The organism is Thalassospira sp. MIT121401 (genome assembly GCF_047125595.1).
GTDB classification, from domain to species: Bacteria; Pseudomonadota; Alphaproteobacteria; order Rhodospirillales; family Thalassospiraceae; genus Thalassospira; species Thalassospira povalilytica.
In genome coordinates this window covers 410,927-432,564 of sequence record NZ_CP138926.1, presented here as the reverse complement: position 1 = coordinate 432,564, position 21,638 = coordinate 410,927, and the positions used below count along the sequence as shown (strand labels likewise).

General features: G+C 53.6%; 16 protein-coding genes. 10 read left to right on the top strand and 6 right to left on the bottom strand.

What is annotated here, in order from left to right; all coding sequences use genetic code 11:
- Nucleotides 1-435 precede the first annotated feature (435 nt).
- Nucleotides 436-936, bottom strand: a complete 501-nt coding sequence (locus SIB88_RS02025) for a hypothetical protein (protein WP_101247017.1) — start codon at nt 934-936, stop codon at nt 436-438.
- Nucleotides 937-1,121: 185 nt separating this feature from the next.
- On the opposite strand from SIB88_RS02025, the gene mutS reads away from it, so the two are divergent.
- The 4 genes from mutS (at nt 1,122) to trpS (ending at nt 10,078) form a co-directional block, all read left to right on the top strand.
- The gene (mutS, locus tag SIB88_RS02020; RefSeq protein WP_412559195.1) at nt 1,122-3,845 is read left to right on the top strand and encodes a DNA mismatch repair protein MutS; all 2,724 of its coding nucleotides are present in this window, start codon (nt 1,122-1,124) and stop codon (nt 3,843-3,845) included.
- Between the two features lie 225 nt (nt 3,846-4,070).
- Nucleotides 4,071-6,812 carry a [protein-PII] uridylyltransferase gene (locus tag SIB88_RS02015; RefSeq protein ID WP_101246652.1) on the top strand — a complete coding sequence of 914 codons (2,742 nt, stop codon included), beginning with the start codon at nt 4,071-4,073 and terminating at the stop codon, nt 6,810-6,812.
- A gap of 553 nt (nt 6,813-7,365) precedes the next feature.
- Entirely contained in the window at nt 7,366-8,916 is a 1,551-nt protein-coding gene (gene murJ / locus SIB88_RS02010; RefSeq protein WP_412559194.1) for a murein biosynthesis integral membrane protein MurJ, read from the top strand.
- Nucleotides 8,917-9,076: 160 nt separating this feature from the next.
- Nucleotides 9,077-10,078 (top strand): tryptophan--tRNA ligase, encoded by a 1,002-nt coding sequence (gene trpS, locus SIB88_RS02005; protein ID WP_101246654.1) that lies wholly within the window; start codon nt 9,077-9,079, stop codon nt 10,076-10,078.
- A 75-nt stretch (nt 10,079-10,153) separates the two neighbouring features.
- On the opposite strand, the gene SIB88_RS02000 is transcribed toward trpS, so the two are convergent.
- Both SIB88_RS02000 and ribA read right to left on the bottom strand, forming a co-directional pair.
- Nucleotides 10,154-11,614, bottom strand: a complete 1,461-nt coding sequence (locus SIB88_RS02000; RefSeq protein WP_412559193.1) for a hypothetical protein — start codon at nt 11,612-11,614, stop codon at nt 10,154-10,156.
- 154 nt (nt 11,615-11,768) lie between these two features.
- Nucleotides 11,769-12,926 carry a GTP cyclohydrolase II gene (gene ribA / locus SIB88_RS01995; RefSeq protein WP_412559192.1) on the bottom strand — a complete coding sequence of 386 codons (1,158 nt, stop codon included), beginning with the start codon at nt 12,924-12,926 and terminating at the stop codon, nt 11,769-11,771.
- 387 nt (nt 12,927-13,313) lie between these two features.
- Between ribA and SIB88_RS01990 the strand changes: the two genes are divergently transcribed.
- Nucleotides 13,314-14,003, top strand: coding sequence for a response regulator transcription factor (locus SIB88_RS01990; protein ID WP_101246657.1), 690 nt, complete (start codon nt 13,314-13,316; stop codon nt 14,001-14,003).
- Nucleotides 14,004-14,225: 222 nt separating this feature from the next.
- Here the strand turns inward: SIB88_RS01990 and SIB88_RS01985 are convergent, their stop codons facing one another.
- Nucleotides 14,226-14,921 carry a YggS family pyridoxal phosphate-dependent enzyme gene (locus SIB88_RS01985; RefSeq protein ID WP_412559191.1) on the bottom strand — a complete coding sequence of 232 codons (696 nt, stop codon included), beginning with the start codon at nt 14,919-14,921 and terminating at the stop codon, nt 14,226-14,228.
- A 48-nt stretch (nt 14,922-14,969) separates the two neighbouring features.
- On the opposite strand from SIB88_RS01985, the gene SIB88_RS01980 reads away from it, so the two are divergent.
- Nucleotides 14,970-15,602 carry a thiamine phosphate synthase gene (locus SIB88_RS01980; protein ID WP_412559190.1) on the top strand — a complete coding sequence of 211 codons (633 nt, stop codon included), beginning with the start codon at nt 14,970-14,972 and terminating at the stop codon, nt 15,600-15,602.
- 36 nt (nt 15,603-15,638) lie between these two features.
- On the top strand, nt 15,639-16,862 hold the full coding sequence (locus tag SIB88_RS01975) for a lipopolysaccharide heptosyltransferase family protein (RefSeq protein WP_412559189.1): 1,224 nt from the start codon (nt 15,639-15,641) through the stop codon (nt 16,860-16,862).
- Nucleotides 16,863-16,960: 98 nt separating this feature from the next.
- Here the strand turns inward: SIB88_RS01975 and SIB88_RS01970 are convergent, their stop codons facing one another.
- The gene (locus tag SIB88_RS01970) at nt 16,961-17,989 is read right to left on the bottom strand and encodes a porin (protein ID WP_412559188.1); all 1,029 of its coding nucleotides are present in this window, start codon (nt 17,987-17,989) and stop codon (nt 16,961-16,963) included.
- Nucleotides 17,990-18,561: 572 nt separating this feature from the next.
- Nucleotides 18,562-19,632: a porin gene (locus tag SIB88_RS01965; RefSeq protein WP_412559187.1), complete on the bottom strand. Its 1,071-nt coding sequence runs from the start codon at nt 19,630-19,632 to the stop codon at nt 18,562-18,564.
- 253 nt (nt 19,633-19,885) lie between these two features.
- On the opposite strand from SIB88_RS01965, the gene SIB88_RS01960 reads away from it, so the two are divergent.
- The 3 genes from SIB88_RS01960 (at nt 19,886) to lptE (ending at nt 21,633) form a co-directional block, all read left to right on the top strand.
- Nucleotides 19,886-20,446: a DUF3576 domain-containing protein gene (locus SIB88_RS01960; protein WP_258548104.1), complete on the top strand. Its 561-nt coding sequence runs from the start codon at nt 19,886-19,888 to the stop codon at nt 20,444-20,446.
- A gap of 77 nt (nt 20,447-20,523) precedes the next feature.
- Nucleotides 20,524-21,126: a hypothetical protein gene (locus tag SIB88_RS01955; protein WP_412559186.1), complete on the top strand. Its 603-nt coding sequence runs from the start codon at nt 20,524-20,526 to the stop codon at nt 21,124-21,126.
- Nucleotides 21,127-21,633: an LPS assembly lipoprotein LptE gene (gene lptE, locus SIB88_RS01950; RefSeq protein WP_101246664.1), complete on the top strand. Its 507-nt coding sequence runs from the start codon at nt 21,127-21,129 to the stop codon at nt 21,631-21,633.
- Nucleotides 21,634-21,638 lie beyond the last annotated feature (5 nt).

The window sequence follows — 21,638 nt, the reverse complement described above, 5'->3', positions numbered from 1 at the left end:
TCCGTATGTTGCGACGCAACAATGCACCGGCGGTTGCACCGTTCCAGAACCGGTTTTCCATCCGGCAATGGGCCATTTTTTTGCGATGATGGGGATTGAAAACAGGAATAGACGTGATTTTTCAGTAACGTAAATACCGATCCGTCTGCCGGACCTGCCAACAGCAATCAGTTTGCAGCGCGCAAAAAACCATCGGATTTCGCATCAAAAGCACCTTTTCCACGATCCGAAAAAACCGAAAGTCCCCCACAACAGCAGCACTTTTGACAGATTACCAAGCCCGGTGCCGGTCCGATCAAACCTGCCCGATCAGGCAGATGGCGGTCGCCGATCCAATTCGGCCACCGCCAGGTCAGTGCTGGAGGCAACCAGAGGCATTTGCACATCCGGCTTTTGCCGGACGGGTTGATTTACGACACGGTCCGGCGGTCGGCCCTATTTGCCCACATGCAGGTGAATGTTGGTTGCGCCGTTCTTTTCAAGGATCGCCTTTGCCTTGGCTTCTGCGCCCTCATTTGCCGGATCAATACGCACCCACAAAATAACCGAGCCGGCATCAACCGCACGGGCGAAATCCTCGGTATGGGGGGTGGATGTGACTTCGTCGATAAATTCACGAAGTGCCACGGCGCCAACCCCGGCACCAATCGCAATCGCAGCCGGTGCCGTTGCCGCCCCGCCAAACAGGGCGATGGCACCCGATGCCACCAGCGGCACTTCATATTTCACTTCACCCACCAATGCTGTCAGCACATCGGACCAGGACCGGCCGTCAGATCCGGCAACATCGATTGATTCATGTGAACTCAGCACCGAAAGGTCCGTCCGCGAAAAGCCGCTTTCCCGCAATTCACGCACAGCGGCATCGAAACTGTCTTTTGTGTCGAACAACCCGACCAGTTCGGGGGCCTGCGAGGTGGTCTGTTCTGCTGCCATTTTGCGCTCTCCTTGGGGGATGTTTTCCGGTACAAGATTCTGCGATGACCATCGCAGGTCCTGCCCGGCCATATGGTTATATATTTTACGGAAATTCAGGCGTTGCAATGGCATAGGTCAAAAACTATGACTTCGCACTTTGCCACCTCTCGTCAATGCCTTCAGGGTTTGCTATCACAGTCGTCATGAACAAGATCGCTGATACATCCGACACCACACCGACCGCGCCTTCCTTTTCCAAAGAGGGCGCAACACCCATGATGATGCAGTTCCTTGAAATCAAGGAACAGTATCAGGACTGCTTGCTGTTTTACCGGATGGGCGATTTCTACGAGCTGTTCTTTGACGATGCCGTCAAAGCAGCCGAAGCCCTTGATATCGCCCTGACAAAACGCGGCAAGCATCAGGGTAACGAAATTCCCATGGCCGGTGTTCCCGTCCATAGTCACGAAACATATCTTCAGCGTCTTATTCGCAAGGGGTTCCGTGTTGCGGTCTGCGAACAGATGGAAGACCCGGCCGAAGCCAAGAAACGCGGTGCCAAATCCGTGGTCAAACGCGGCGTTGTCCGCCTGATCACGCCAGGCACCCTGACCGAAGACAGCCTTCTGGATGCGCGGCGCCATAACTATCTGGCAGCCGTATCGGAAGTGCGCGGCAAGGTCGGCCTGGCCTGGCTTGATATGTCGACCGGCGACTTTTTTGTTCAGCCTTGTGATATGGTCGGCCTGCCTGCGGCCCTGGCCCGGCTTGATCCGGGTGAAATCCTGTTTTCGGAAAAGATGCTGAACCGTGCGGACGTGTTTGACATATATGCCGAATACAAAAACATCATCACCCCGCAGCCGACCGCACGTTTTGATCCCGAAAACGCGCAGCTGCGCCTGAAAAAGCTTTATCAGGTCGAAGCCCTTGATGCCTTTGGCGGGTTTGAGGTTGCCGAACTTTCTGCCGCCGGCGCACTGATTGATTATGTCGATCTGACCCAGAAAGGCCAGATGCCCCGCCTGTCGCCCCCGACCCGTGTGGCAGAGGGGGCCGCAATGGAAATTGATGCCGCCACCCGCCGGTCACTGGAACTGATCCAGACCCAGTCGGGCGAGCGCAAGGGATCGCTTCTTTCGGTTATTGATCGCACCAAAACCGGCGCCGGGGCACGTTTGCTGGCCGCACGCCTGTCGGCCCCGCTGACCAATGCCGATGAAGTCAACAAACGCCTTGATCTGGTCGAATATTTCCATGATCGCGATGCGTTGCGATCCGATCTGCGCGCAGCCCTTGGCGAATGTCCCGATATTGAACGCGCGCTTTCGCGTCTGTCGGTCGGGCGTGGTGGCCCGCGTGATCTGGCGGCAATGCGTGACGGTTTGTCCTGTGCCTTTGCGATCGGCAATTTGTTGGCCAAACCCGATGGTGGCAATGATGGTCTGACCACACAGCCAGAAGCCCTCGGCGATCACTTGACGGCAATGGGGCATCATGGCGATCTGATTGACCTTTTGCGCCGGGCGCTTTCGGAAAATCTGCCGCTTCTGGCCCGTGACGGCGGCTTTATTGCCGGGGGATATCACCCGCCGCTTGATGAATTGCGCATGCTTTCAAGCGAAAGCAAAAAGCTGATCGCCAATCTTCAGGCCCGCTATACCGAACAGACCGGGATCAGCAATCTCAAGGTCAAGCACAACAACGTTCTGGGCTATTTCATCGAAGTATCGGCCAAATCCGCCGACAAGATGATGGAAGAAGACGAATTCATCCACCGTCAGACCATGGCAAATGCCGTGCGCTTTACGACCGTGGAATTGTCCGAACTCGAAAGCAAGGTTTCCAAGGCCGGTGATCAGGCACTTGCCCTTGAACTTGAACTGTTCGATGAACTGGTAGCAGCCGTTCTTGCCAAGGCAGACGAGATTGCAAAATGTGCACAAGCCCTGGCAGGACTTGATGTATCAGCCGCCCTTTCCGAACTTGCCCGTGATCAGGGCTGTGTCCGCCCGACCATTGACAACAGCCTTGCCTTTGACATCCGTGGCGGTCGCCATCCGGTGGTTGAAGCGGCCCTTCGCGAAAATGGCGATGCACCGTTTGTTGCCAATGACTGCCGCCTTGAAGATGCGCAAAGCCTGTGGCTGATTACCGGTCCGAACATGGCCGGTAAATCGACCTTCCTGCGCCAGAATGCGCTGATTGCGGTATTGGCCCAGATCGGTGCCTTTGTTCCGGCCGCCAAGGCCCATATCGGGGTGATCGACCGGCTGTTTTCACGCGTGGGTGCGGCTGATGATCTGGCCCGTGGCCGATCGACCTTCATGGTCGAAATGGTTGAAACCGCATCGATCCTTAATCAGGCCACCGACCGGTCGCTGGTGATTCTTGATGAAATCGGGCGTGGTACGGCAACCTTTGACGGGCTTTCCATCGCCTGGGCGGTTGTTGAAAACCTGCATGAAATCAACAAATGCCGCGGTCTGTTTGCCACCCACTATCATGAATTGACCGCCCTCGCCGCCAAGCTTGACCATTTGTCCTGCCACACCATGCTGATCAAGGAATGGCAGGGCGAGGTCGTGTTCCTTCACGAAGTCGGGGCCGGCAGTGCGGATCGGTCATACGGTATTCATGTCGCCCAGCTGGCTGGCCTGCCCAAACCGGTCATCAAGCGCGCCGAGCAGGTTCTCAAGACCCTTGAAAAAGGCGAACAGGGCGGTGCTGTTTCGAAACTTGCCGATGACTTGCCGCTATTTGCCGTTGCCATCGAACAGGCCGCCAAGGAAGAACGCGCAAGCACCCCTGCCCTGTCTGATGATCAAAAAGCGGTTCTGGACGCCGTAGCCGAACTTGATCCCGACAATATGACACCGCGCGAAGCACTGGACGCGTTGTATCGTCTGCGATCAATCAACAGCTGATCGAATATAAACGCATGAAAAACAGGCACCTTGCCCCTATATGAGGCAGGTGCCTGTTTTCATTTGGGCCTGATGGTGCGGGTTTTTCGGCGTTTGGCCAAAACCTGCGTTCCGGCATGGCACATGCATATGATGCGGATGCAAAACTTTGCCGTTATTGTATTTGGATAACGGCCCCGAATACGGCACTCAGACCGCAGACCAGCGCCAAGGAAACCGACCAACGTGACCTACAAGATCAAGAAGCAGCGCGAAATCATTGACCGGAAAAAAGTCTTTGCCGAGCTTGAAGCCATCGCAAAGGACCCGGAGCTGAAAAGTTTCAAACAGCGCACCGCTGTCCTGAACAAGCTGAAATCGGTCATGGAAGACGGTCGCACTGTCATTCGCGCCCGTTTCGAAGCCAGCAATTCCGGCCAGGAAACGGTGTTTTCCAACAGCTTCCTGATGGATCAGGTCGTCCGATTGATCCATGATTTTGCCGTCAGCTTCGTCTATCCCCTGCATAACCCGACCAATGAACAGCGCATGTCGGTGGTTGCGGTTGGCGGATATGGTCGCGGTGATATGGCGCCGCATTCGGATGTCGATATCCTGTTTCTGTTCCCCTACAAACAAACCGCCCATGGCGAACAGGTCGTCGAATTCATTCTTTATATGTTGTGGGATCTTGGCCTTAAGGTCGGTCATGCCACCCGTTCGGTTGATGATTGCCTGCGTATGGGCAAACAGGACATCACCATTCGTACCAACCTGCTTGAAAGCCGGTTCGTCTGGGGGGATGAGGATACCTATAATGTCTTTCGCGCCCGGTTCATGGACGAATTGGTCAAGGGCAGCGGTCTTGAATTTATCGAAAAGAAACTGAACGAACGCGATGAACGCCATGTTCGCATGGGCGATTCACGCTATGTGGTCGAACCCAACGTCAAGGACGGCAAAGGCGGCCTGCGCGATCTTCATACCCTGTTCTGGATTGGCAAATATCTGTATCGCGTCAATTCCCCGATGGAACTGGTCGACCTTAAGGTTCTGACCCGCAAGGAAGCGCAAGGCTTCCTCAAGGCCCAGAACTTCCTGTGGGCGGTGCGTTGCTGGCTGCATTACCTTTCGGATCGCGAAGAAGACCGCCTGACCTTTGACATGCAGCGCGAAATCGCATCACGCCTTGGCTATACCGACCATGCCGGGGCATCGGGTGTCGAACGCTTCATGAAGCACTACTACTTGATGGTTAAACATGTCGGCAACTTGACGCGGATCTTCTGTGCCGCCCTTGAAGAACGCCATCAGCGCCGCCCGCTGATCCGGTTCCCGGGCAAGCTTTTCGGCACCAAGGAAATCGACGGGTTCGAGTTGCGCAATGATCGCCTGACGGTCGAAAACCTTAATGTCTTCAAAAAAGACCCGATCAAGATCTTGCGCCTGTTTCTGGTTGCGCATCAGAACGGTGTCGGCATTCACCCCGAAACCCTGCGCTGGGTGACGCAAAGCCTGAAATTTGTTGATCACAAACTGCAAAATGATCCGGTCGCCAACGAGGTCTTTCTTGAAATCCTGACCCAGCGCAACAGCCCGGATGTCGCGCTTCGCAAAATGAACGAAGCCGGTGTTCTTGGCCGGTTTATCCCCGATTTCGGGCGTGTGGTTGCCCAGATGCAATATGACATGTACCACACCTATACCGTGGACGAGCATACCATCCGCGCGATCGGCATTCTCAATCAGATCGAATGTGGCGAACTGGCCGAAGATGCACCGGTCGCGACCCGGATCATGGGCAAGGTGATTTCGCGCCGGGTACTTTATGTCGCCGTCCTGCTTCATGACATTGCCAAGGGACGTGGCGGCGACCATTCCGAACTTGGTGCCGAAGTCGCCGAAAAGCTCTGTCCGCGTCTGGGCCTGTCGCCTGCCGATACCGAAACTGTTGCCTGGCTGGTAAAGGCCCATCTCTGGATGAGCCTGACCGCATTCAAACGCGACCTTAATGACCCGACCACGATCAAGGCGTTCGGGGATCTGGTGCAGTCACAGGAACGTTTGCGTCTTTTGCTCTGTCTGACCGTGGCCGATATTCGTGCGGTCGGACCCAATGTCTGGAACGGTTGGAAAGCAACGCTTTTGCGTGAACTTTACTTTGCCACCGATGATTTGCTGTCGGGTGGCCTGAATGCCGACAGCCGCGATTCGCGCGTTGCCAATGCCCAGATGGCGCTCCGCGAAGCACTGGTTGACTGGCCCACTGACGATATCGAAGATTTCATCGATCGCGGTTATCCGTCCTATTGGCTCAGTTTCGATACCGATGTTCATGTCCATCATGCCCATCTGACCCGCGAGGCCAAGAAAACCGGTGCGGAAATCACGGTCGATGTCCGCATCGATACCGAAATTGACGCCACCGAAATCACCGTTCACACCACCGACCATCCCGGTCTGTTTTCCCAGATTGCCGGTTCGATGGCGCTGTGCGGTGCCAACGTTGTCGATGCAAAGATCCTGACCCTTGCCGACGGCATGGCGCTGGACACTTTCTTTGTCCAGGACACCAATGGCGAGGCCTTTAACGATACGGCCAAACTCGAAAAGCTGCGTGAAACTCTTGAACAGGTGATTTCCGGGCGTCTGCGCCCCAGTCATGAAATCGAACGTCGCCAGACCAAGGACAACAAACACCGCACCGCGGTGTTCAAGGTCGAACCGAACGTCATCATCGACAACAAGGCCAGCCGCACCCATACGGTGATTGAAATTACCGCGCGCGACCGGCTTGGTCTGCTTTATGACATTACCCGTGCCTTGCGTGACCTGTCCTTGCAGATCGCATCAGCCCGTATTTCCACCTTTGGCGAACGTGCGGTTGACGTATTTTACGTGAAGGACGTGTTTGGCCTTAAAATCGACAGCCGCACCAAATTTGTCCAGGTCAAGGAAACCCTGACCCAGGCCATCCAGAACAATTGACGGCCTGCCTCGCACCGTTTTTTGGCGGGGCATTTGGGCTTGGTGCACAAAGACAAACCGGATCGATCCAATACCCATGTGGCATCATCAATACCACCACGGTACGGATCAATCCGGTAGTTCCAATCTCCGCGATCAGAACGGTATTATTGTCTTTCTGGAAAATTGTGACGGACGAGGAAGGGTAAAAACCAAACCCGACATCGAGACCTGTTATTCGCGATGTCGTTGTCCTCGGAGTGCAGCAGGTTGAGGTGGATTCCCTTGTTTCCCCGCCCGTCCAATAATGAGGCTCGCGTCCCAACGAATCCTCAGCGAGATGGAATTTATGCCCGTTACAATCCAGTTTCTGTGACGGCTGTCACAATCATCGAAAAAAAATCACCTGATTCAACGACTTTCATATTTTTGTGATATAGCCCAGCCCGTTTTTAAGGTGTCATTACGACTTCTTCACCTTCAGCTGTCAGTTTTGTCGCTCCGGCCTGATCATTGCCGCAATTGGCGATCATCACACAAAGCCTGATGCCTCCTTGATACGGAACGCTATTGAATGTCGCTTGTTCGCTCCATCGCTACGGTTAGTGGTTTCACCTTGTTGTCCCGCCTGCTGGGATTTTGCCGCGACATTCTGATTGCCGGGATGCTGGGTGCCGGGGGCATGGCCGATGCATTCTTTGTCGCGTTCAAATTCCCCAACCTGTTTCGCCGACTGTTCGGCGAAGGCGCCTTTTCCGCGGCCTTCATTCCGCTTCTGGCTGGTGACATTGAAAAACGCGGTATGGATGCGGCCCGCGAATTTGCCGCGCGCGCCATGTCGATGCTGGTTCTGATCACCGGTTTTCTGGTGGCCATCATCGAAATTCTGATGCCCTGGGCGATGTATGTTTTTGCGCCGGGCTTTGCGGAAAACCCCGAAAAGTTCAATCTTGCGATCGAATTGTCGCGGATCACTTTCCCCTATCTTGCTTTCATTTCCGCCGTTGCGCTGATGTCGGGGGTTCTCAATACCCTTCATCGTTATGCCGCTGCGGCCGGCGCACCCATCATCCTTAATATCTGTCTGATTGCCGCCCTGCTTGGCCTGACACCGATGACCGAAACCCCTGCCCATGCGCTGGCATGGGGGGTTGCCGCAGCCGGGGTTGCGCAATTTGTCTGTCTGGTCATTGCCTGCAAACGCGCCGGTTTTGCCATCAAATGGCAACTTCCAAAGGTTGATGACCGGGTCAAACTTCTTGGCAAACGCATGATCCCGGGCATGATCGGGGCCGGTGTTTATCAGCTTAACCTGCTGATCGATACCATGCTGGCATCACTGGTATCCGATGGTGCGGTATCCTGGCTTTATTATGCCGACCGGGTGCAACAGCTGCCGCTTGGGGTGATCGGCATTGCGATTGGCACGGCTCTTTTGCCAACACTTTCACGCCAGTTGCAGGGCGATGACCCGAAAACCGCGATGTATAGCCAGAATCGCGGCATTGAAATCGCCCTTTTGCTGACCCTTCCGGCGGCGGTTGCACTGGGTGTCATGGGGCTTCCGGTGATCAATGTCCTGTTTGAACGCGGGGCGTTCGGGGCCGAAGAAACCCGCATGACCGGTCTTGCCCTGATCGTCTTTGCCTTTGGCCTTCCGGCATCGGTTCTGGTCAAGGTGCTGGCACCGGGCTTCTTTGCACGTGAAGATACCAAAACCCCGATCCGGATCGGCATTTCGTGCATGATCCTTAATATCGCGCTGATTGTTGCGTTGATGCCGCTGTTCGGGCATCTCGGCATTGCGGCTGCGACATCGGTTTCCGTCTGGGTCAATGCCGGATCGCTTTGCTTCCTGCTCCATCGCAGGGGCGATCTTGTATTTGATGACCGGCTTGTCAAACGGTTACCGCGCATTCTGTTGGCGTCTGTTCTGATGGGGGCGGCTCTTTGGATGGCGACCGACATTTTCTGGCAAAATGACGCCCTTTCAGTCACGCGAATAACCATCATGACTTTCTGTGTCATCGGGGGATTGGCTGTCTATGGCATCGCTGCCCAACTGCTTGGGGCGACCAGCCTTTCCGAACTCAAGGCCACTTTCAAACGCGGAAAAGCCGCCTAGCAGCAATAAATCCGGTCATATGCCGACAAGCTGCTTGACCTGACCTGTCAGGGCGGCTTAACTCCGCGCTGCTTGCTTGCATGCTCGTCCGCCGGCGGGTGTCCAAAACCTGGCGGAGTATGCAGGCTTTATTGATCATCATTTGAAATGGACGACACCAATGGAACGTGTGTTTTCGGGCGCCCAGCCCACCGGTAACCTTCATCTTGGCAACTATCTCGGCGCGATCCGCAACTGGGTCGAATTGCAGAAGCAATATGAATGCATCTTCTGTGTTGTTGATATGCATGCCATCACGGTCTGGCAGGACCCGCACGAACTGCGTTCCAACATTCGCGAACTTGCTGCCAGCATGATTGCATCGGGCATCGATCCGGAAAAACATGTTCTGTTCAATCAGAGCCAGGTTTCCGCCCATGCCGAACTGGCCTGGATTTTTAACTGTGTTGCGCGCATCGGCTGGATGAACCGCATGACCCAGTTCAAGGAAAAGGCCGGCAAGCATCGCGAAAACGCGTCCCTTGGCCTTTATGCCTATCCAAGCCTGATGGCGGCAGACATTCTGACCTATAAGGCGACCCATGTTCCGGTCGGCGAAGATCAGAAACAGCATCTTGAGCTGGCCCGTGATATTGCGTTGAAATTCAACAATGATTACGGCGTCGAAGACTTCTTCCCGCAGCCCGAGCCGCTTATTCTTGGCCCGGCTACGCGTGTGATGTCGTTGCGTGACGGTGCGAAAAAGATGTCCAAGTCCGATGCATCGGATATGGCGCGCATCAATATGACCGACGATGCCGATACGCTGTCGAAAAAAATCCGCAAGGCCAAAACCGATCCGGAACCGCTGCCAAGCGAAGCCGCCGGTCTTGAAGGCCGCCCGGAAGCCAAGAACCTGATCACCATCTATGCTGCGCTGACCGACAGCACGGTCGATGCGGTTCTTGCTGAGCATGGCGGCACCCAATTCTCGGGCTTCAAACAGGCGCTGACCGACGTGGTTGTTGATAAACTGGCACCGATCACCGAAGAAATGGCAAAGCTCAATGCCGATCACGCCTATATTGACAGCGTTCTGGCCAAAGGAGCCGAGCGGGCAAATGCCATTGCCCAGCCGATCCTGCGCGAGGTCAAGGAAATCGTCGGTTTCCTTAACAGCTAATCAGACCCGAAGTTAAAAAACAAAAAGCCCGCCAGTGATAAACAGGCGGGCTTTTTGATGAGTATCATGCTGTGATCAGATGGCATTACCCGATGGCCGGGCCTGGTTTTGCTGTTGCATCGCCTGATACTTTTTCAAACCATCCATCATTGTCTGACTAAACCACGCCCCGACAGGTTCATCCCCGCCAAGATGATTTGACGCACGCTGCATCAAGGGATGGGATTCAGCGTCAGAATTCGGTGCGATATCTCCTGCCGTGTTAGCGCTAACATCGCTGGAATTTCTGGCATTCTGACTGACAGATCGGTCCTGATCCGCAACGGCATTGGTACTGGCCACTGCATCAGCGGCCATGGTCTGGGCTTTGTCACGACCAAGGGCTGCGTTAAACCGCGCGGCCATTTCAGCGGCCGAAAGCGGTGTATTGCCATCATGGAATGCATTTTCCGATTTTGATGCCGACCCGTTTTCTTTGGCTGTGTTCAGTTTTGCCGTGCGCGCTTCATGGGCCGCCATTTCAGGTGAAATGGCAAAGCTTGATCCCTGACGGCTGACACGTCCGCTGCTTTGCGCCCGGGCCCAAACCGTGTTCCCGCCGTCGCTGGTCAATATCGGCCGGCGCATGGTTTCATGTGATGCGGAGTTGGCTGCTACGGTCTGGGCAAGACCTGATGATGCCGGATTGCCGGTTTGGGCCGATGCCATGGCAACGGTCAGTTCCGCCGGATCGGTTGCAGGTGCTGCTGGCGTTACTGTATCGTTTGTCCTGGTTGGGCCAGTCATGTTGGCAGTCATCTGGGCTTGCAACTGAGGGTTCATCGACTGCGCCGGCCTGTTGCTTTGCGCCCACGGAACGTTCAGATCACTTGCCTTGATACCGTCGCGAACCGGGTTCACGGCTGCGTTGGACGCCAGAACAGTTTGATCCACTGGTGCAACAGGCGCGTTTTGCACGATGGTTTCCTGCTCGGCCTGTGGTGCTGCCTGTCGTGAGGGCTGCATGGACTGCGAACCGGTCATCCATGGCAGAACAAGATCACCCTGATAGCTGCCGTCCGCCGCAGCAAGGCTCATTTCGGAATCGGAACTATTTTCGGATGCATCGGCGATCGCAGTCCCGTTCTCGTCACCACCGCCAAAGCTGTCTTCGACAAAGGCCATGACATGGGCGCCGGTATCTTCACCGGTCACGGCGTCGACAACCGCATCGATTGCGGCCCCGGCCAGACCGAATACCCCGCCAAACAATCCGCCACCAACAACCCGGGCCCCGTTACCGAGCTCGTCCCCGGTAAGTGACCGATAGATCATGCCAACGCCGGGTATGTGCTGCAAAGGATTGATAACATCAAGCACATCGGAGAACTCGAAGCCGTCCTGGCCGAACATATATTCGGAAAAACTGCGGCCTTCCGATGTTTCGGAAAGCTGGTCAGCCGCGTTCGACTGGGCAAACTTGCTTCCTGCCCCGTCTCCTGCGACGCCCGGCACGTTACCGGGCGAAATTTGCCGCCAATTTGCTCCAATCGACATATCTGTCCTCCTCTTGCCTGATAATTTGCAAAAGGAGTGCCAGTTTGGCGGTCATGTAAGACGTTGAAAAATAATCATATTATTCGGGAACGGTTTTGGACAAAGCTGCCTGTCGGAATCTTCTGCCGGGTTACGGGATCCCATCCTGGCACAATCAGAACAGATGCCCTGCCCGATCTTTCTTGGTTTGCAGATAAAATTCGTTGTGACCGTTCGAAGGGAATTTGTGGGGAACGCGTTCGGACACCTGAATGCCCCAGCTTTCCAGTCCGGTCAGCTTTTCAGGGTTGTTGGTCAAAAGACGCACTGTCTCAAAACCCATCTGTCTGAGCATCTCGGCGGCTGGCCGGTAAACGCGTTCATCGGCGTCAAATCCAAGTTCTTCGTTGGCGTCAAGCGTATCAAAGCCGCGATCCTGAAGTGCATAGGCACGCAATTTGTTGACCAGGCCGATCCCACGCCCTTCCTGGCGCAAATACAGAACGATGCCACCCTGTCCGCTGCGCGAAATTTCGGAAATTGCGCCGCGCAGTTGCGGGCCGCAATCACAACGCAACGATCCGATCAGATCACCGGTAAAGCATTCCGAATGCAAGCGGATCAGCACCGGTTTGTCCTTTGCCGGTTCGTCAATGACGATGGCCAGATGTTCCTGTCCACCGTCTTCGGGACGGAAGGCAATGACAGTCGCATTTTCGGCATCTTCAAGCGGAACACGTGCTTCACTCACCTGGCGCAGACTTGCGGCAGACGCATTTTCATACCCATTGATGCTGTCTGATTGCAGCACCAAAAGATTTTGCGCCCGTGCCAGATTTTCCAGTTGATCGGCGCCAACCCGGACCGTCACAACGGCCGGCAACAGTCTTGCCAGTTTTGCCAATCGAATGGCCGCACTTTCGGCCATTGAAACCGGGCGCCAGTCACCTGTTGGCAATTTTTCAAGATCAAGCAACGGGTTGGCGATCTCGCCCAGCCGATCTGCATTGATCGCGGATCGCTCCGCGCTGACAAAGGCGATAAACGGATCATCCTTGCACGCCTGTCCCAGTGATTTGGCGCGAACACGCGGAATAACGATTGCCGGGGCTGCGTTGCCATTTGCGATATCACACAAACGATCAAAACCAAGTTGCGACAACGGTTCTGCGGCAATGACAGCCACATTGTGGGCTTCGCCGTCCTGATGGCCTTGCACCAGAACGATTTCGCCACGGCGCAAATCGGCCACAGCGCGTGATACAGTCACAAGATCAGTGGCCGGGATCAGATTGCTGTCATTTTGGGCCGGGGCAACAGAACTTTGGGTCATCGTTATCTTGTCTTTATGATCACAACATCGCGATCTGGTGGGTATGGGGCTGGATAAGGACCCGAATTAATTAATATAACCGCATTGGTCAGTCAGGTTTCATTCCAAGCGCTGCGCAAAATCGCAGGAAGATAGACATCTTTCAAGATTTTACAGCAATGCACACCGGATAAACCCGACCGGGTGACTGTATTAAGTAATACGCATCCTGCACAGGATTAATGCGAAAACAGTTTGTTCTTGAAAATGCACTTTAAGGCGCTGATCCTAGATTGAGTACTTTATATATGGCGGGCCGGACCGGAAGTTCCAGAAAACAAGGTAACACCCGGTATTTGATACGGCCCAATATATAGACCGGATCGCGCAAGCAGCAAGGGATGGTGAATGTCGACAGGTAAACAGGTTCTTGTGGTCGAAGATGATGCAGCTTTGAGCCAGTCGCTGACTGAACAGCTTCGCCTGCATGAAGAGTTTGAATGCGTGGTCGCGAAAAGCGGTGCAGATGCACTTGATGCTGCCAAGGAATCCTATTTTGATGTGATCCTGCTTGATGTCGGGCTTCCCGATATGGATGGGCGTGACGTGTGCAAACTTATGCGTCGGGCGGGCGTCAAGTCACCGATCATCATGCTCACTGGTGCCAATAGTGATTCAGATACCATCCTTGGCCTTGAATCCGGTGCCAATGACTATGTTACCAAGCCCTTCCGGCTCAATGTCCTGCTGGCACGCATTCGCGCCCATATCCGCCAGCATGAACAAAGCGAGGATGCCGTTTTTGTAATCGGGCCATACAGCTTTCAGCCAAGTGCCAAGATATTGATTGAAACCGCAACCGAGAAAAAAGTTCGACTGACAGAAAAGGAAACTTCGATTCTGAAGTTCCTGTTCCGTGCCGGCGACAAGCCGGTTACCCGGGAAACCCTGCTTGATGAGGTATGGGGCTATAATGCCGGGGTGACGACCCATACGCTTGAAACCCATGTTTACCGGTTGCGTCAGAAAATCGAAAAAGACCCGTCAAATGCCGCGATCCTGATCACCGAGCCCGGCGGATACAAACTGATCCCTTAGTCAGGTTTTCGACATGAATAAAAAAAATCCCGCTTCTGGCGGGATTTTTTTTCACAAAGAACGGATGAAACCGTCATTGTCTTTCGGCTGGTTATCCACAAAAATGCGCCTTACTCGAAAATCCGTCCAAAACACATGATTTCGGCAAAAAAATCGGTGAAATGACAAAACTTACCCCTTAAATCGGCATTTTCGGGTAAAAAATCACCGTATTTTTGAGAATCAATAGCCTCGCGACCCGAAAATGGCTGTCCCAACCCGCACGTGAGTAGCCCCAATGGCGATTGCAGCCTCGTAATCACCGCTCATTCCCATGCTTTTGATTTTCAGTCCATGCTTCTGGGCAATCTTGCCAAGCAGGGCAAAATGCGGGGCCGGTTCCTCATCAACAGGAGGGATGCACATCAGCCCCTTGATCGGCAGCTCAAGCTCCTCGCGACACATCCTGATGAATGCATCAGCATCCTTTGGCGCGATCCCGGCTTTTTGCTCTTCCTCGCCCGTATTGATCTGAATGAACAAATCCGGGCAGTCACCGGTTTTATCACGGTGCTTTGCCAATGCATTTGCAAGTTTCGGACGGTCAACGGTTTCAATCACATCAAACAGTGCGACCGCATCTTTCAGCTTATTGGTTTGAAGCGGCCCGATAAGATGAAGTTCGATATCGGGAAACTCTTCACGCAACCCCGGCCATTTCCCTGCCGCTTCCTGGACCCGGTTTTCACCAAAAACCCGCCTTCCTTCAAGCAGGGCCTTGCGCACATGATCGGCTTCGTGATTTTTGCTGACACAAACAAGGGTGACTTCAGCCGGATCACGCTTTGCGGCAATACAGGCCGCATTGATATTTCTCTGAATTTCGGAAAGGTTTTCAGCAACATCGCTCTTGTCGGATGACAGATCAGACTGGCTCATGGATGATAGGCCCTTAATCGGTGGCAGACGAAGATCAGGATCATAACAATGGATGACACCCTGTTAAAGCAGGCTCACCAACTCAATTTGCGCAATAGCCGCCCGGGGTCTGTTTTTCCGCCGGTCATACTTTTGACCGACGATCACCGTTTGCCCGATCCGCGGTCAGCGATCAAGCAATTGCCTCCTAACAGCATGGTGATTTTTCGTCATTACAACCATCCTGACCGACCAAAACTTGCGGCATCACTCCGGCAGCTTTGCCGCCTGCGCCAAATCCGGTTTCTGGTTGCAAATGACCTTGGGCTTGCGCTTGAAATTTCTGCTGACGGAATTCATCTTCCGGAATATCGCATTCTCCAAACGCCTGGAATTTATCATCAAATTCCGACAGGGATGATTACGACATCCGCCTGCCACGGGATCAAAACCCTGCGCCACATGGCGCTCCTTCCATCACGTAATCGACCAAGCGGAGCGTTGATTTCACCGGTATTTTCCACCCAAAGTCACCCCGGTAGGTCGGGCCTTTCACTTCAGAGAGTCCAACAGATGGCAATGCTTTGTCACACGCTTGGCATCACCCCGGTCGGACTGGGTGGAATTAACCGGAAAACATGCAGAAACCTGCGGTCTTCCGCCCTTGCTTCTTTGGCCGGGATAGGGTTTTCTTCTGAGTGAACCGCACCTTTCGGTGATTGGAGAATAAGCCCCGCAATGCCCCGCCACCTGCATCCATCGCGCAAGACTTTTGCGCGTTTCGCCTCCAGACAACCCTTTCAGTTCGGCCTGCCCAATGTCAGCCCGGAACTTGCTCAGGCATCTGACAACAGTCCTGTTTATTTCACGCGTACGAACTCGCTTTTGCGTCAACAGGTTCTTGGCAACGCCAAGGGAGTTACCATCAAATCCGATGCCTTCCGGTTTCAGGTGCTGCCGCGTGATCGCTGGGGAAAAGCCGACTTTTCCAAAAGTTCTGTTCTGTTTTTGATCCCCGACGATGCGCTTGGCGATTGTGTTGGTATGACTCTGTTTCTCAGGGCATTTCTTCAACGCTATCCACATGCGAAAACAGCGGTTCTCAACAGTGCCGCGGCTTCTGATATCTTTGGCCTGATCCCCGATCTTGCGATTTTTCAGTTGTTCATTTCTGCGCGGAACCTCGCACAGTTTGAATATGTGATTGATCTGAGCGAGATGGAAGGATGGAAAAATATCGCCACCATGCCGGTCAACCCGGAAGAAGCCCTTTGCGAAACCTTTGAACTGGCGCCGGTTCCGCTTGAAAAACGCGATGTCAGTTTCAAACCCGGGATCAATATCGGCATTGTCCCGATGGCCTCTTCCCCACTTAGGACATTACCACCGGAGCTTGTCGGGAAAATCAGCACGCTTTTTGCCCGACATGATGCCAATGTCACGATTGTTCTGAATGCCTACCAAGGGGTGATGAAGGCCTATAAAGCGGCACTTGGCGATCTGGCCGAACCCAACATACGGATCGTCGATGGATTTAAGACGATCGGCGATCTTGTGCAGTTTGTTTCGAGGCAGGATTACATGGTGGTTGCCGATAGCGGCCCGGCGCATATTACCAAGCTTTTTCAGACACCGGGGCTTGGGATCTACAGTTCGGCTTCTGCCAAAACACTTCAGGGACGCCATCAGAATTTGCGCAGCTGGCAAAGCGGCTTTGTCGGCCCCTATTGTCAGGCGCCATGCGGACTTGCGAAGTTGCGTGCGACGCCCGATGGCAAAATCGGCTGTATGGGAAGCCTGAATGTTGCAGCCAGTGCGTTAAGCGAACTACCGCAAAAAAGCGATCCGGCCCTCGCCCGTACTTTGGTAACCGAAAACCCCGTCCCCTGCGTTGCCGAACTTGGCCAAAAAAGCGATGCGATTTTATCGCTGCTCAAGACAGAGCTATCGCTGGACAGCTGATGCTTCACAGCATCGGAAAATCGCAACAAACCCGATAGAACAAAAAAGAAAGGGTGGCATAAGCCACCCTTTCCACGTCTGTATCCAATTCCGAAGAATTAGAAGCTCAGAACCAGACCGGTAACAGCGCCGTAGCCGTCATTGTCTGCGATCGCAGCGTTGTCAGCTTCGTCGTCGAACCAGAAGATCGAGGATTTCCAGGTCACGCCTGCACCGAGGGTGTAAGCGAGGCCAAGATCAACCGTGCTGATTTCGCCGGTGCTCGTTGCCGAGGTCGAACCAACTTTACGGTTGCCATACTCAGCATAACCATAGGTCAGGGAAACTTTGGCAGCGTCCATCGCATAGGAAACGCCGATGTCATAAGCGTCGGTGTCACCAGCGGTTTTGGAGTTTTCGCCCTGTGCGTAATCGTCTTCGATGTGGCCCCAAGACGAACCAACTACGAAGTTGCCAAAGCCAACGTTTGCACCAACGCCGTACCAGTTGCCTTCACCCTGGTTTTCACCGACAGCAGAAACGCCGAAGGAAATACCGTCGAAGTCACCCTGGTAGCTAACACCTGCGGAAACGATGTTGTCGCCTTCGGTTGCTTTGTCGTTGTTGTTCGAGCCGCTGTCGTCAGCATAGGAAACGCCAGCCTGGAAACCACCCATGTTCGGGGTGAAGTAGGTAGCGCGTTTCTGGTCGCCGCTCGACGGAACGGTATCGATCAGGTATGCGTCAACCCAGTTGGTCAGGTCGCCATCGTTAACGCCAACCGGACCGACCGACGGTGCGGTGATGCCAAGCGAGTCAGCAGCCGAGTCGTCTTTACCCAGTTTGAACTGACCGAAGCCACCGTTTACGAACAGATACTGTTCGTCGATCTGGTCATCAGAAGTTTCACCTTCGAGTTCGATCACTGCACCAACTTCGATGCCGTTATCAAGGGTGGTTTTACCTTTGAAGTGAACTTCGGTGTCGGACTGGAATGCGTTTTTGGATTCGCCGACGTCCTGATCAGCGACACCAGCCCACTGCTCCATGTAACCACCAACTTCAAGCTGGATTTTTTCAGAAGCATGTGCGGAACCTGCAACAGCTACAGCGACGAGCGCGCTGGAAGCAAAAAGAATCTTTTTCATCTTTACCCTCAAAGAATGACGTTTCGGGAATGAAGGGGTTGAACCGAGCGGCCCTTCAATCTGTCGAGGGACATAAAAACCTGTTAATGACTTATGGTCAACTATCATAAGCGACCAATGGTCGTTTAAATATCGAAATGTGGCATTTTAAGCACACTTTCTAGTTAGAACACTGATTTTCGGATTATATATATAGGTTTACAATGGCCATAGGTCACAATATGGAGATAATGAAGTGTGTATTTATTCATATAATTTTATAAATATCCTTAGGTCATTTATTTCTCCTAGCATACTGCAAAGCGACCAGTTGGCCGATAGTCCGTAATGATGACCGCGCTGCCAAAGTCCCACCATCCAGCAACACCAAGACAGTATCGGTTCAAACACAGATATTGCTCTGAAGAGCCAAGTTATAGCTTCAAGAAAAGCCCAACTTCAGAAGTCCGACAGGTTTTCAGTCGGAGAGGATAGATTAAGGAGCTTTCGACTTCAAATATCCAAAATTCAGTTAAAAAAAGAAGGAGGCGGAAAATCCGCCTCCTTCAATTCTTCAGCTAATCCAGTAAGGATTAGAAGGAGAGAGCAAGACCGGTAACAACACCGTAACCTTCGTTGTCGTCTGCGGTACCAGCATCCTGGCCTTCAGAGTCGAACCAGAAGACAGAAGACTTCCAGGTGACGCCGGCGCCGAGGGTGTAAGCAAGACCGAGGTCAATTGCGCTCACTTCATCCGAACCAGTTGAGGTGTTGGACGAGTCATCTTCAGCATATGCATAGGTCAGGGAGACAGAAGCAGCATCCATTGCGTAAGAAACGCCAATGTCATAATGCTTGTCATCGTCAGCGGTGGTACGGTTACCGCCGGTACCGGTACCGATGTTCGCGGTTACGTTCTGGCCGTAACCGAACTCTGCGTCACGACGCATAGCCGAACCACCGATGGTGAATGCACCAAAGCCAACCTTCGTACCAACGCTGTACCATTCGCCTTCGCCCATGTGCTCACCGGTAACAGCAACAGCAACCGAAACACCGTCGAAATCACCAGAGTACTCAACGCCACCGGACACGCGGTTATCACCGGAGGTTACTTTATCATTGTTTTCCGAGCTGTCATCGTCAGCATAGGAAATACCAGCTTTGAAACCACCGAGCGACGGGGTGTAGTAGGTCAGACGCTTGGAGTCGCCACCAGCCGGAACGGTGTCCGGAGTGACAGCAAGGGTAACCCAGTTCGGCATGTCACCGTCGTTTGCACCAACCGGGCCAACTGCCGGAGCGGAGATGCCCATGTCAGCTGCAGCGCCGTCTTCGGCACCGAGTTTAACCTGACCGAAGCCACCGTTAACGTACAGGTACTGTTCGTCAACCATGGTACCGGAGTTGCCGCCTTCACCTTCAAATTCAATAGCAGCACCAACTTCGATGCCGTTATCAAGGGTGGTTGCACCTTTGAAGTGAACTTCGGTGTCGGACTGGAAAGCGTTTACGTTATCAACAGCGTTGTTGTCCTGATCGGCAACACCAATCCACTGTTCCATGTAACCAGAAACCGACAGGCTGATCTTTTCAGAAGCCTGTGCCTGGCCTGCGAAAGCAACAGCGACGAGTGCGCTGGAAGCTACCAGAATCTTTTTCATCTTTTCCCTCAACGTCTTTGCAAATGCGCTTGAGCGCATAACAAAATTAGGTGAGCAGCTTTTTTGTTTTTACCGCTCGGTTCGACGCTATGGAGCCAGTATTTTTTGCTGCCGTCAACGATACCGTGATCAAAATGCGACATTTTTCACATCATGTTGCACAAAAACCACACATGTTTTTATTTGCCCGGCGCGCCATCCGCCTTATAGTGCGGGCAACTGCTGAACGACACTCGACATTAAGGGCCACACCGTGAACAGTTCTTTCGCCAAAATTCTAACTATCGCTACACTTTCCGTTTTTTTGGCAAGTTGTGCAGGAACTGAAGCCGACTACGATAGTTTTCCCGGCTCAGCGCCCGGAGACCGAAAAATAAATGGTAGAAGTGCGACACGTGCCGACCTTAAGAAGGAAGGTACGTTATTTGGTGAAGATGGCTTGAACATTTTCGGCGGAGAAGACTCAAAACAGGGTCAAGGATCCGGCATCGGCGTCAACAGCTTCTTGTGGCGTGCCACACTTGATACCCTGTCATTCATGCCCCTTAATTCTGCAGACCCGTTTGGCGGTGTGATCATTACCGATTGGTATTCGCCGGCAGAGACCCCCAATGAACGCTTCAAGCTGACCGCATATATTCTTGGTACAGCATTGCGATCCGATGCCATCAAGGTTTCGGTCTTCCGTCAGGTCAATGTCGGTCCGAATCAGTGGCAGGATGCGGTGGTCGAAGCAGGAACGGTTACCTCTCTTGAAGATGCGATCCTGACCCGTGCCCGCCAGCTGCGCATCGACAGTGCAAACGCCCAATAGGGTTAATGGCACAGGACACCTTATATATATCGCCCGAATTCAACCCCCATTCGCTTGAATGCGATTGGGGGTTCGTCATGCGCAGCCAGTACCCTGCGCTGTACGCTGCCCTGTCAAAAGACCTTTCAGCGTTGCGTCGTGCATTGTTTGATCATGTCATCGCACAAGCAACGGTCACCCAAAACCATAGTGACCAGGAAAAGAAGCCCGCTTTGCGAAATGATGCCAAGGTCACGACGGAGTCGGTGAGCCCCGATGCGCGACAGCTATATAGCGAAGTTGGTCTCGATACCCTGTCACTGGCTTTGCTGGCGGATGTTGCCATCCACCGTCCATTGCAAATAAATCACAACAGTCTGGTTGGTCATTGGCGCTGGCTGCGTCAGGTTTGGCGAACATGTGCGACTTTTTCCGAAACAATGCCCCACGACGGCATCAAAGAATCCCCAACCCCGGAAATCATCACGGCCATTGATGAAGGCCGAAACAATCTGGCAATTGCCCTGTTGCGTCAAAGCTTCCGCGACCTCGAGTCGGAGGATAATTCCACGTCGGCACGATCAAACCGGACGCACCATTCTTTTCTTGCCAATCTAACTCTGTTTTGCCCTTTTATCGGAACCGAACTATTGTGGCGGCAAGGCCTGATCGCTGGCCCGAAAGACAGAAGGCTTGATTGAATGAAAATGCGCGCGATTCTTCCGGTTTTGGCACTTGTTGCCCTGACAACCCTGAGTGCCTGCGGCTTCCGGCCGCTTTACGCAACAGGGGGCGACAATTACAACACCGCTGCAAACATGGCACTTGTCAAAGTTGCCCTGATTAATGACCGTGTCGGTCAGGTCACGCGCAATGCCTTGGTCGAGACCCTGACCCCGCGGGGGCAAAGCAAGACCCCCTTGTATGACCTTAAAGTCACACTAAGCGAATCGACCAGTGAACAGGGCTTTACCAAAGACAACGAAGCGACAATCGCCGATTACCTGATCACGGCGACCTATGAACTGACGCGCCGGCAGGATTCAAAGGTCCTGCGCAAGGGCAATGTCAGAACCCGTACCAGTTACAATATTGTCGATTCCGATTTCGCAACCATCGAAGCCGAAAGCGCCGCCCAGGCCGATGCCGCACGGACTTTGGCCAATCAGCTTGCCAACCAGGTCGCAATTGGCCTGAGATCGCAATAAATCCC

What these genes read in the sequence shown, in the direction of transcription:
- SIB88_RS02025 (WP_101247017.1), bottom strand. Translation starts at nt 936, where the DNA reads ATGGCAGCAGAACAGACCACCTCGCAGGCCCCCGAACTGGTCGGGTTG.
- mutS (WP_412559195.1), top strand. Translation starts at nt 1,122, where the DNA reads ATGAACAAGATCGCTGATACATCCGACACCACACCGACCGCGCCTTCC.
- murJ (WP_412559194.1), top strand. Translation starts at nt 7,366, where the DNA reads ATGTCGCTTGTTCGCTCCATCGCTACGGTTAGTGGTTTCACCTTGTTG.
- trpS (WP_101246654.1), top strand. Translation starts at nt 9,077, where the DNA reads ATGGAACGTGTGTTTTCGGGCGCCCAGCCCACCGGTAACCTTCATCTT.
- SIB88_RS02000 (WP_412559193.1), bottom strand. Translation starts at nt 11,614, where the DNA reads ATGTCGATTGGAGCAAATTGGCGGCAAATTTCGCCCGGTAACGTGCCG.
- ribA (WP_412559192.1), bottom strand. Translation starts at nt 12,926, where the DNA reads ATGACCCAAAGTTCTGTTGCCCCGGCCCAAAATGACAGCAATCTGATC.
- SIB88_RS01990 (WP_101246657.1), top strand. Translation starts at nt 13,314, where the DNA reads ATGTCGACAGGTAAACAGGTTCTTGTGGTCGAAGATGATGCAGCTTTG.
- SIB88_RS01985 (WP_412559191.1), bottom strand. Translation starts at nt 14,921, where the DNA reads ATGAGCCAGTCTGATCTGTCATCCGACAAGAGCGATGTTGCTGAAAAC.
- SIB88_RS01980 (WP_412559190.1), top strand. Translation starts at nt 14,970, where the DNA reads ATGGATGACACCCTGTTAAAGCAGGCTCACCAACTCAATTTGCGCAAT.
- SIB88_RS01975 (WP_412559189.1), top strand. Translation starts at nt 15,639, where the DNA reads ATGCCCCGCCACCTGCATCCATCGCGCAAGACTTTTGCGCGTTTCGCC.
- SIB88_RS01970 (WP_412559188.1), bottom strand. Translation starts at nt 17,989, where the DNA reads ATGAAAAAGATTCTTTTTGCTTCCAGCGCGCTCGTCGCTGTAGCTGTT.
- SIB88_RS01965 (WP_412559187.1), bottom strand. Translation starts at nt 19,632, where the DNA reads ATGAAAAAGATTCTGGTAGCTTCCAGCGCACTCGTCGCTGTTGCTTTC.
- SIB88_RS01955 (WP_412559186.1), top strand. Translation starts at nt 20,524, where the DNA reads ATGCGCAGCCAGTACCCTGCGCTGTACGCTGCCCTGTCAAAAGACCTT.
- lptE (WP_101246664.1), top strand. Translation starts at nt 21,127, where the DNA reads ATGAAAATGCGCGCGATTCTTCCGGTTTTGGCACTTGTTGCCCTGACA.